This window comes from Antarctobacter heliothermus (genome assembly GCF_002237555.1).
Taxonomy (GTDB): domain Bacteria; phylum Pseudomonadota; class Alphaproteobacteria; order Rhodobacterales; family Rhodobacteraceae; genus Antarctobacter; species Antarctobacter heliothermus_B.
The window spans coordinates 3,665,542-3,676,698 of record NZ_CP022540.1; the positions used below are offsets into that span (position 1 = coordinate 3,665,542).

An 11,157-nucleotide genomic window follows, 5' to 3' on the forward strand; every position below is an offset into this window, starting at 1 on the left:
TTACCCATGCAGCCCCAGATCACGCGCGATCCGCCACACCCGCCAATGGTCATGCGGCATATGGCTTTGCGTCAGGCCAAAGGGTCGGAACGCATCGTGGACTGCGTTGGAGAACGCCGGAACCGAACCGACGTTGGGACTTTCGCCGACACCCTTGGCGCCAATCGGATGATGCGGTGACGGGGTGATGGTGAAATCCGTCTCATAGGTCGGCGTCTCCCACGACGTCGGCAGGAAGAAGTCCATCAAGGTCGCGGTCTTGTGATTGCCCATGTCGTCGTAAGCAATCTCTTGTCCCATGGCGATGGCATAGCCTTCGGTCGCGCCACCGTGAACCTGCCCTTCGATGATCATCGGGTTGATCCGGGTGCCACAATCGTCCAGCGCATAGAACTTGCGGATTTCATGTTCGCCGGTGTCCACGTCCAGATCCATCACGCAGATATAGGCGCCAAAGGGGTAGGTCATGTTAGGCGGATCGTAGTAGCTGACCGCCTCCAGCCCCGGCTCCAACCCCGGAATGGCTTGATTGTATGAGGCAAAGGCGATTTCTTTCATCGTCTTGAAACGGTCCGGCGCGCCTTTGACCACAAAACGGTCGACGTCGAATTCGACGTCGTCGTCATGCACCTCCAACAGATAGGCGGCAATCATCTGCGCCTTGGCACGGATCTTACGCCCCGCCATGGCCGTCGCGGCCCCGGCCACGGGCGTGGAGCGTGATCCATAGGTGCCCAGCCCATAAGGCGCGGTGTCGGTGTCGCCCTCCTCGATGGTGATATCATCCGCCGAGATGCCGATTTCCGAGGCAAGGATCTGTGCAAAAGTCGTGGCGTGCCCCTGCCCCTGACTTATGGTCCCTAGCCGTGCAATCGCCGATCCGGTTGGATGGATGCGGATTTCGCAACTGTCGAACATGCCAAGGCCAAGGATATCGCAGTTCTTGACCGGTCCCGCGCCGACAATCTCGGTGAAATGGGTCAGGCCGATCCCCATCAACTTGCGCGTCTTGCCGGCCTTGAAATCCTCCAGCCGTTGCGCTTGTTCCCTACGCAGATCGTCATAGCCAACCGCCGCCAGTGCCTTGTCCCACGCGGTGTGATAGTCGCCGCTGTCGTATTCCCACCCCAGCGCCGACTGATAGGGAAACTGATCTTTGCGGATAAAGTTGATCCGCCGCAGTTCGGCCGCGTCCATGTTCAGCTTGATCGCCAATACCTCGATCATGCGTTCGATGAAATAGGCGGCTTCTGTCACGCGGAAGGAACAGCGGTAGGCCACACCCCCCGGCGCCTTATTGGTATAGACCCCATCCACGGCCAGATAGGCAGTGGGGATGTCATACGACCCGGTGCAGATGTTCATGAACCCCGCCGGGAATTTGGTCGGGTCGGCGCAGGCGTCAAAGCCACCGTGATCGGCAGTGGTATGACACCACAGCCCCGTGATCTTGCCCTCTTTGGTGGCGGCAATCTTGCCCTGCATCCAGTAGTCGCGGGCAAAGGCCGTGGACATCAGGTTGTCCATCCGGTTCTCGACCCATTTCACCGGTTTGCCGGTGACAATGGAGGCGACAACCGAACAGACATAGCCCGCATAGGCCCCGACCTTGTTGCCAAAACCGCCGCCAATATCCGGTGAGATCACGCGGATGTTGTGTTCGGCAATGCCAGAGATCAGGCTAACCACCGTGCGGATCGCGTGCGGTGCCTGAAAGGTGCCGTGCAGGGTCAGCTTACCCGTGACCTTGTCCATCGACGCCACGCAGCCGCAGGTTTCCAGCGGACAGGGGTGCGTGCGGTGGTAATAGACCATCTCCTCGGCCACCACATCAGCCCCGGCCAAAACCGCCTCTGTGGCGTCCTTGTCGCCCTGTTCCCATGTAAAGATGTGGTTGTGATGTTTGCGCGGCCCATGCGCGCCCTCGGTCTGGCCCTCCAAATCCTCACGCAGGACGACATCCGATTTCAGCGCCTCAAATGGATCGGTCAGGACCGGCAGTTCATCGTATTCGACCTCGACCGCCTCAACGCCGTCAGCGGCGGCATAGCGGTCCTTGGCGATCACATAGGCCACCTCCTGACCCTGAAACAACACCTTGCCATCGGCCAGCACCATCTGCTTGTCGCCCGCCAGCGTCGGCATCCAATGCAGGCCCAGCGGCTCCAAATCGGCGGCTGTCAGGACGGCTATCACGCCGGGTACCTTCATCGCCTCTTCGGTGTTGATCGAGACGACGCGTGCATGGGCATAGGGCGAACGGACAAAATCACCGAACAGCATCCCGTCCAGCTTGATATCGTCGACGTAGTTGCCGCGACCTTGGGTAAACCGGACATCCTCGACCCGCTTGCGCGAGCAGCCCATGCCCTTGAGGCCAGCGCTGCGTTCTTCGGGGGTTGCGACCTCGTCTTTCATTCCGCAGCCTCCTTTTGCGCGTTGATGTTGTCGGCGGCCGCGAGGATCGCCTTGACGATATTCTGATAACCGGTGCAGCGGCACAGGTTGCCTGCCATGCCAAAGCGCACGTCGTCCTCTGTCGGCGTCGGATTTTCCTGCAACAGCCGGTGCGCACGGGTAATCATCCCCGGCGTGCAGAAACCGCATTGCAACCCGTGATGCTCTCGGAACATCTCCTGTAGCACCGACAGGGAGCCGTCGGGGTTCACCAACCCCTCGACCGTGGTCACATCCGCGCCCTGCGCCTGCGCCACAAAGACCGTGCAGGATTTGACCGACTTGCCGTCCATATCGACCGTGCAGGCCCCGCAATGCGAGGTTTCGCAGCCCACATGCGGCCCGGTCACCTTGAGGTTCTCGCGCAGGAAGTGGATCAACAGGGTGCGCGGCTCTGCAAGGCCTTCGACCTCTTCGCCGTTCACCTTCAGCTTTACATGCATCTTGCTCATACCGTCCCCCCTCAGCCCGCGACGCGCGACAGCGCCCGGTCGATGGCGCGGCGCAACACGACGCCCGCCACATGTTTCTTGAACTCGATTGGTCCGCGCATGTCCTCCTGCGGATCAATGGCGGCGAGCGCGGCGCTGACGGCCCCCTCTTTGTCCCCAGAGGCCAAGGCCGCGCCCGCCTCTGCCGACCAGACCGGCGTATCCGCCAGATTGGTCATGGCAATCGAAGCGCCGCCGGGACCAACCAGAACCGCCGCCGCTGCGGTGGCATAGTCGCCGATCTTGCGCTTTTGCTTTTCATAGGCAAATCCGGTGCCCGCCGCCGGGCGGGGGATGAAAATCCGCGTCAGGATCTCTTCGTCGCTGCGCGCGGTGAAATAGGCGGAGTCGTAAAAGTCCCGCGCCGCGATACGGCGTCCACCATCCGGCCCAACCACCTCATAGGACGCATCAAGGCATTGCATCAGCCCTGGCATGTCATTGCCGGGATCACCATTGGCGACATTGCCGCCAATGGTGCCAACGTAACGCACCTGCGGGTCGGCAATCTGCAACGCCGCCTCACGCAGGATTGGTGCGGCCTGCGCCAGCCCCCTATGGGTGATCAACTCATTCTGTGTTGTCATCGCACCGATGGTGACGCTGTCAGCGCCGACCTCGATCCCCTTGAGTTCATCAATGTCTTGCAAGTCGACAAGATGGGACAAATGGGCCATGCGCAGCTTCATCATCGGGATCAGGCTGTGACCGCCCGCGACAACCCGTGCCTCATCGCCATGTGCCTGCAACAGACCGATAGCCGACGCCATATCTGTCGGCCGATGGTACTCAAACCCGGCTGGTATCATTTTCGAATATCCTCCCTGCGGTCTCCCTCCGCATGAGGACAGACTTCCTCGAAGCAGGGCACGGACCAACGAAAGAGCCATGAAATGCAGGGTCCTGCGCACGAAATGCGAAATACATGCACAAGATGCGATACTCTCACCAACAACGGCTGGGGACGCTGAGTGGGGCAAGGTTCCGGCCAATGGCCGGATCGAGCGCGCCCCCGTCCCCTGTCCAGATTGTCGACTAAACGCCCAGAACCTGCCGGACGTCCGAAAGACGTGACCGGCTCACCGGCACCTTGGGCAGCGACTCGACCGCCTCAAAGAAACACAGACCAGTGTCCTTGGTCCGTCGAAACTCTGTCACGAAGGCAGGATTAACCAGAAAGCTGCGATGGGTTCGGATCAGACCGGCAGGTTCAAGCCGTTTGGACGCCTCAGAGATCGACCAAGGGCAAAACAGCTTGTTCACACCGGCATAAATCACGGTGTAATGCCCCTCGGCCCGAACGGCGGCTATCGCGGTCGCGTCCAGAAATTGGGTACGACCCTCTTTTTCGTACGGTACCGATACGCGTGTCCCCGACGGGCGAAGCAACTTGTCCGGGGTGGGAACCATGTCTTTGACGGCCTGTTGGCTTTCAACCGATGGCGGGGCCGCAACCTTGACCGGAAAGAAGGTGATGCCAGACAACAGAAAGGCACCGCAGATCGCGAAAGACGACAGCGTCACCCCCATTGCCAGAACCTCATTCGACAGGATTGGCCCTGTCCCGCCTCCGCCGCCCAGCCCGACAAAACCGGTTCCGGCCATGGCGATAAAATGCAGGGCAAAGACCGAGACGCCGAAAAACAAGGTGCCCAGCAGGATGTGACCCCGTGTCCGTTCACCGTAAGCGATCCAGATCGCCGCAATAGACAATGCTAATGCGGCGACCAACGCCACCAACACACCACCCACACTATAGACTGGGCGGCACAGTTCCATCCCGCTCATCCCGACGTAGTGCATTGCGACGATCCCCGCCCCGACAATCGCCCCCGCCATTGTCAGGCTGGCGGGCGTGCGGTCACGGAAATGCAGGATCAACAGCGCGAGTCCGACCATCAGGATCGCAATCAGCGCCGAGATCAGCGTCACCAAGCCGTCGTAGTAGAACAAGATCGGCAGTTGCAGTCCCAGCATGGCGACAAAATGCATCGACCAGATGCCACCGCCCAAAGCGACGGCTGAAATGGCGACAACCGCCTTGCGCCGCGCCAACGGCAGCGCCGATGCGCCACGGGTGATCGCCAGACCGCTGAAACCGGCCATCAGCGCAACCGCAAGGGATGCCACCACAAGTGTGGGATGATGCGAGAACTCAAGCACGCCGCCGACCCTCCAGATGTGCAAAAATTAGTCAAGCCACCTTTGCGGCACAAGCGCCCCCATGCCCTTGCCTGCAGGGTTCAATACACTTCATGATAGAATAGACAAAAAACTTTTCAGGGGAACAGCGTGATATAGGAAACACTCCTGCGCCTTCCACGATTACGGTTTCTTAACCCTCACCAATGACGCGCTTTCAACAATATCCCGCCCAATCATTCCCGAAATCGCGTCCCTAAGTGGAATCTGGATCGGTTTTCCGGCCGGTCCCTTGCTCGCCACGCTGCTTCAGGACCTTTGAAATGACTTCTACGAACAGGCACACATTGGCCACCCAAGATGCCCCTCTGGCGTCTTGCTCGGCTATGTGCGCCGGGTCAGGTACCTTGCAGCGCACCACCCGGACACGACGTGTCGGATCTGCCCCCGACCGAAACCAACCGTCCACAACGGACCCTCTGCCGGGTCTGTACAAGACGGGTTTGCCCCTGCGCGTCTCGCCGCTGCCCAACACCAGGCGAGGCGCGCACCTGAAGAACTGGACCCCGCCTCATGTGCTTTCTCTGCCAGAGCCTGAATCCCAGGACCGATGACTATGAGTTCCATGGCCTGACCGGCCCGACCGCCGCCGCCACTGTCGGTGACAGAAGCAGCGCGCCCGCGTCGTCAAAACCGGTCTATTCGCTGGATCAGGTCGCCACCCAGCTGACCCATGGATACTGGCAGTCGGGTGGCGGGGACTGGCGCGCCTTTGACGTACAGGCGGGCGACACACTGACGGTCAATCTGGACGGGCTCGACCCTGTCGGACAGGCCGCCGCCGTGGCGGCGTTGGCGGCGTGGACGGCGGTTTCGGGTCTGCAGTTCATGACCACCTCGGGCGATGCCGACATCACCTTTCAGGACATCGACGGCGGTGCCTATTCCTATTCCGCTGTCTATACAGGCTGGAACGAAATTGCCTATTCCGTCGTCAACGTTCATGCCAGCTGGCAGGGCAACGCCGACTACTACTACCAGACCTTTATCCATGAGATCGGCCATGCGCTGGGTCTAGGACATGGCGGCAACTACAACGGCAGTGCCGATTTCGACAGTCAGGCACATTACGCCAACGACAGTTGGCAGATGTCGATCATGTCGTATTTTGCCCAGTGGGAGAACCCGAACGTCGATGCCTCGGGGATGTATCTCAATTCACCGCAAATGGCCGACATCCTTGCGATCCAGAACCTGTATGGCACACCCGACAACGTGCATGTCGGCAACAGCGTCTACGGCGACAACTCCAATCTGGACGCGACGGGCATGGATCTGGAACGAGGCCGCGCGGTCACGATTTTCGACAGTTCCGGAATCGACCTGATCGACCTTGGATCGCGGGCCTACAATCAATATCTCAGCCTGATCGACGCCACTTGGTCAAATCTGGACGGCTATGTGGGCAACTTTGGCATCGCGCGCGGGGCGGTAATCGAGAACGCCATCACCGGTGCAGGCAACGACCACGTCACTGGCAACACCGCTGCCAATGATATCCAGACCGGCGATGGGGCCGATACAGTGCAGGCCGGGGCCGGCGACGATACAATCGACGGCGGTGCAGGCGAAGACACTGTCATCTTCACCGGCGCGTCAGAAGGCTATGATCTGATCTGGGACGGCGCATTGCGGATCACCGACACCGATCTGACCGATGGCGACGACGGCACGGATGTGCTGACCGATGTCGAAACCCTGAGCTTTACCGACGGGGCCTTTGGCACAATCCAAAGCGATGGCGCTATCACCAAGGTACGCCTGTACAAAACCGGTAGTAGCCTGACCGAAGAGACGCTGGAGGTGGACGTGGCTAACAGTCACGACTGGCAGAGCATCGCACGCAGCTTTACCGACACAGGCCAGTGGGCAAGCCAGACCAACACCTATGACAATGGTCGGGTATTGCAAATCAGCTTTGCTGATGGCCTGCGCGCGCAGTCGACCATGACGGACACGGCGAACGTCTATTCCTGGGCCAGCTACACCGACATCTACGATGAAACCGGTGCGCGGATCATCAACAGCTATACCTGGGACAGCGGCAAGATGGTCGATGTCTACTACGACTCCGAAGGCGCGCGGATCGGGTCATTGGTGATCGACGGCGGCGACCAGTTCGTCTGGCATTCCATCGCCCGCAGCTATGACTCCACGGGCACATTGACCGAACAGAACAACCTCTTTGACGACGGCAGTGAACAGGTGATCTCGTACACCGACGGCGTGCGCAGCGGCATTTCCATGACCGACGGAGCGGACAAGGCGATCTGGTCCAGCTACACGGACACCTATGATACCGCAACCGGGGCCAAGGTTTCACGGCTGATGATCTATGATGATGGCCGCGAGATCGAAACCGGCTACGACAATGGCCAGATGGTGTCGCAAACGATCACCGACGGCGCCGACGATTTCGTCTGGCATTCAACGACACGCAACTACGACTCCGAAGGTATGCTGGACAGCCAGGTTGACACCTATGACGACGGTCGCGTGATGGAAATCGAGTTTGAAAACGGGCTGCGCAGCAGTTCGATCCAGACAGATGTCGCTGACGCCTATGCCTGGGCCAGCGCGACTGAGACCTATGACGACAGCGGCACGCTGATCGAACGGGTCACCCATTGGGATGACGGCAGTGAAAGCGCGGTGACTTATGGCGACAGCATCGCCTGAATCGGTCTAGTCGGTTGTGCTGCGGCTGCGGTCCTCTGCCGGGCCCTTGTCCGGCACCGGGACCATATCGACGCTGTGTCGCGTGCTGTGCAGCCCCGAACTGCGCAACGATCCCTTGACTGGGGCCACGTCGGCATAGTCGCGGCCAACCGCCACGCTGATATGATCGGACCCGACCCGCATGTCATTGGTCGGGTCGATCTCGATCCAGCCCATTTCAGTACCGCACCAAGCCCGCACCCAGGCGTGCATCGCGTCCGCGCCCGCCAGACGTTCCTGCCCTTCTGGCGGTTCGGTCCTGAGAAAGCCAGAAACATAGCCCGCCGGGATTCCGATCCCACGCAGCGCTGCTATCATGATGTGGCTGATGTCCTGACACACACCGCGCCGGTTGGCAAAAGCCTCTGCCGGATCGGTCGTCACATCCGTTGCAGTCGAATCAAAAGTGATTTCCTCATGTAGCGCATGGGCGATGGTCTCGACCACCTTCAACACAGGCTGGTCCAACCGCGTGAGATTGCGGGCAAAGGCGCTGATCTCAGGCACAGGCGCCACCCGGTCCGAAGACCCCATGAAATGGTGCGGCGATTCCGGCGCAAGTGACGGCACCTCTGACAGTTCGCGCGGCATGTCCTGCAAGGCACAGGAGAGATCCAGTTCATTGGGCAGGTCCATGCGCTGTATGCGCCCGATGAACCGAAAATCCACAGCATCCAGCGGCGTGTCGTAGGTGATCTCTGTCAGCGCGTTGCCGAAAAAATCCACCCGATCGAGGCGATAGGCCGGTTGCGGGTCCGCCACCAAAAGGCCGGTCACCAACCGTTGGGCCGCCCCGCTGCCCGGCATCATGCGCAGGTGCATTCGTGCAGAGGCAGCAGGCAAATTGTAAGCATAGCGCACTTCGAGCGTTACGTCGTAGAGCATCGCCTACCCCATGTACTCGTTGTGGATGGCATCCGACACGGCCTGCAAATCATCGGCCACCTTGGCCAGCGCCGCGCTGTCCAGATCCTCTGGCGAGGCAACGCTGAGGTCGGTGTGGAACCGCAAGATGCGGCGTCCTACCGTGCTGAGCTGGCTGGTTTTGTTGCGCCGGGGCAGTTTCGCCTGTTGATCTAGCAACACCCCGGCCTGATATATCACTGAGCGCGGGTTTTCCGGATCCAACGCCAACAGGTCGACCACCGTATTGCGGTTGGTTTCGACCGAATAGCGCCTGCGGTGGGTCATCACGCTGTCACCGATTTCCAGCGCGGCATCAAGGCTGCCCTGCGGCGCGCCCTTGGCAGAGAACACCGCCAGCAGATCGGAAATCTGAACACCCCGTTCCAACGCGCGGCCCATTGACATGAACCGCCAGCCGGAAAACCGGAACATGTTGTCATTCACCAGACCGGCAAATCCCGCCAACTTGCGCAGCAACTGGCTGAGCGCGCGGCCGGTGGCATCGCCCGGCTCTACTGCCCCGGACAGCGCACGGGCGGCGGTCTCCAACTCATCCAGAGCGTACCAACCGTCATCCGAGAACCGATCACGCACCTTGCTCGCACAGCCGCGGGCATTCTCCAGCAGGGTCAGGAACAGATCCGGCATGGGTTGCGACAGATACAACCCGCGCCCTTCCAGAAAGCGGCCCAACTGGTCGAACACGGGCATCGGCGTGCCGCCGTGATCCTCCAGCCGGAGGTGGTAGGCGCGCAGGGTCCGGGCGGTGAAATCCGCCCGTTCCACATATCGGCCCAGCCAGAACAGGTTGTCTGCGGCCCGCGCGGGCAGACGTCCCGGCATCCGCCGCACAAAGGGCCCGGGCTGTTGACCCGACAGGGTGTCCGGCGCAACGGGACGGTCGCCCACGACCCAGACATCGGCCACCGACCCGCCGCTTTGCATGGCAAGCGCTGTGGGATCGCCGTTGCGTCCGATACGGGCATAACCGCCCGGCATCACGGTCCAGCCATCGCGCGTGCGCGCCGCAAAGACCCGCACCAGCATGGGGCGTGGCACCAGCTTGCCGTCAATCATCGCCGGGGTCGTGGACAGCGTGACCGCCTCTTGCCCGACCAGATTGCCGCCGTTCTTTTCCAACCAATCCAGCACCGGACCGCGCGCATTGTCGCGAAACCGACCGCCAAGCGCCGTTGTGCTGTCGTAATCAAAGGGCAGATCGGTCGACAGCGCCGGCCCGATCATCATCCGTTCCAAATTGTCACGCACATAGGCGCGTTCCTTGGCCTGTCCGCACCACCAGGTGGCGATATTGGGCAGTTTCAGCCGCTCACCCAGCAGCGCCTCTGAAATGCGTGGCAGAAAGGCCATCAGCGCCCGCGCCTCCAGCACGCCGGAGCCTAGGCAATTCAACATAGTCACCGACCCAGATCGCAGGGCGCTGACCATCCCCGGCGTGCCCAACGCCGATGTCTCATCCAGTTCCAGCGGATCGGCAAAACGTGAATCAAGGCGACGCCACAGCACGCTGACCGGCTCCAGCCCGCTGATGGTGCGCACCATAAGGCGACCATCCACCGTCACCAGATCTTCAGACTCCAGCAAAAGGAACCCCAGATAGCGGGCGATATAGGCGTGTTCGAAATAGGTGTCAGTGTGCTGGCCGGGCGTCAGGATCGCCACCTGCCCCTGCTCGGTGCCGCGCAATTGGGTCAACCGGTCCCGGAAATTGCGAAAGAACCCGGCGAGGCGTTGCACATTCGCCTCCGGGTATAACTCATGAAAGACACGCAGGGTGGCCATGCGGTTTTCCAAAGCAAAGCCACTGCCCGACGGTGCCTGAGTCCGATCGCCAAGCACCAGCCAACTGCCGTCGGGCGAGCGCCCGATCTCAAAGGCCAGAAAATGCAGATAGTGTCCTGAGCGCGGCTTTACCCCAACCATCGGGTTCAGCCATTCTGGATTGCGCGCGATCAGCTGTGGCGGCAACAGCCCGCGTTTGACCAGATCGGCAGATCCATACAGGTCCGCCATGGTGCGTTCCAGTAGCTCGGCACGCTGTTCGATCCCGGCGGCAAGGTCGCGCCACTCTGTCTCTCCGATGATGACCGGAATGTGACTCAGCGGCCAATCCCGCAAGGCGGACTCGTCGCCCGTGTACTGGCGATAGTAGACACCCGCGTCCTGCAAATACAGTTCACCACGGGCAAAATCCTGTGCGACCTGGCCGGGATCGCGCCCCGCCAGATGATCAATCATCGGCTTCCACGCCGGACGCAGGGTACCGTCACGCCGCAACAATTCATCAGCCACCCCTTTGGGTGGCTGATAATGTTCCAGCGGCGCCTTGCGCGCCGGTGCAGCGGCGCCGGGGTCGACCATA

General features: G+C 60.9%; 7 protein-coding genes. 1 reads left to right on the plus strand and 6 read right to left on the minus strand.

The features are described from left to right. The 4 genes from ANTHELSMS3_RS17440 to ANTHELSMS3_RS17455 form a co-directional block, all read right to left on the minus strand. Window positions 1–2,418, minus strand: a complete 2,418-nt coding sequence (locus tag ANTHELSMS3_RS17440) for an aerobic carbon-monoxide dehydrogenase large subunit (RefSeq protein WP_094035992.1) — start codon at window positions 2,416–2,418, stop codon at window positions 1–3. Next, window positions 2,415–2,909, minus strand: coding sequence for a (2Fe-2S)-binding protein (locus ANTHELSMS3_RS17445; RefSeq protein WP_094035993.1), 495 nt, complete (start codon window positions 2,907–2,909; stop codon window positions 2,415–2,417). The genes ANTHELSMS3_RS17440 and ANTHELSMS3_RS17445 overlap by 4 nt, the downstream gene beginning before the upstream one ends. Window positions 2,910–2,920: 11 nt before the next feature. Continuing rightward, on the minus strand, window positions 2,921–3,757 hold the full coding sequence (locus tag ANTHELSMS3_RS17450; RefSeq protein ID WP_094035994.1) for an FAD binding domain-containing protein: 837 nt from the start codon (window positions 3,755–3,757) through the stop codon (window positions 2,921–2,923). 226 nt (window positions 3,758–3,983) lie between these two features. Further along, the gene (locus tag ANTHELSMS3_RS17455) at window positions 3,984–5,111 is read right to left on the minus strand and encodes an MHYT domain-containing protein (protein ID WP_094035995.1); all 1,128 of its coding nucleotides are present in this window, start codon (window positions 5,109–5,111) and stop codon (window positions 3,984–3,986) included. A gap of 552 nt (window positions 5,112–5,663) precedes the next feature. Between ANTHELSMS3_RS17455 and ANTHELSMS3_RS17460 the strand changes: the two genes are divergently transcribed. Beyond that, window positions 5,664–7,829: a M10 family metallopeptidase C-terminal domain-containing protein gene (locus tag ANTHELSMS3_RS17460; RefSeq protein WP_094035996.1), complete on the plus strand. Its 2,166-nt coding sequence runs from the start codon at window positions 5,664–5,666 to the stop codon at window positions 7,827–7,829. A 6-nt stretch (window positions 7,830–7,835) separates the two neighbouring features. Here the strand turns inward: ANTHELSMS3_RS17460 and ANTHELSMS3_RS17465 are convergent, their stop codons facing one another. Continuing rightward, complete coding sequence (locus ANTHELSMS3_RS17465) at window positions 7,836–8,753, minus strand: transglutaminase family protein (RefSeq protein WP_094035997.1); 918 nt, start codon at window positions 8,751–8,753, stop codon at window positions 7,836–7,838. A 3-nt stretch (window positions 8,754–8,756) separates the two neighbouring features. Continuing rightward, window positions 8,757–11,156 (minus strand): circularly permuted type 2 ATP-grasp protein, encoded by a 2,400-nt coding sequence (locus tag ANTHELSMS3_RS17470; protein ID WP_094035998.1) that lies wholly within the window; start codon window positions 11,154–11,156, stop codon window positions 8,757–8,759. Window position 11,157 lies beyond the last annotated feature (1 nt).

Coding starts and splice junctions, on each gene's coding strand:
- ANTHELSMS3_RS17465 (WP_094035997.1), bottom strand. CDS start 8,753: ATGCTCTACGACGTAACGCTCGAAGTGCGCTATGCTTACAATTTGCCT.
- ANTHELSMS3_RS17440 (WP_094035992.1), bottom strand. CDS start 2,418: ATGAAAGACGAGGTCGCAACCCCCGAAGAACGCAGCGCTGGCCTCAAG.
- ANTHELSMS3_RS17470 (WP_094035998.1), bottom strand. CDS start 11,156: ATGGTCGACCCCGGCGCCGCTGCACCGGCGCGCAAGGCGCCGCTGGAA.
- ANTHELSMS3_RS17450 (WP_094035994.1), bottom strand. CDS start 3,757: ATGATACCAGCCGGGTTTGAGTACCATCGGCCGACAGATATGGCGTCG.
- ANTHELSMS3_RS17445 (WP_094035993.1), bottom strand. CDS start 2,909: ATGAGCAAGATGCATGTAAAGCTGAAGGTGAACGGCGAAGAGGTCGAA.
- ANTHELSMS3_RS17460 (WP_094035996.1), top strand. CDS start 5,664: ATGTGCTTTCTCTGCCAGAGCCTGAATCCCAGGACCGATGACTATGAG.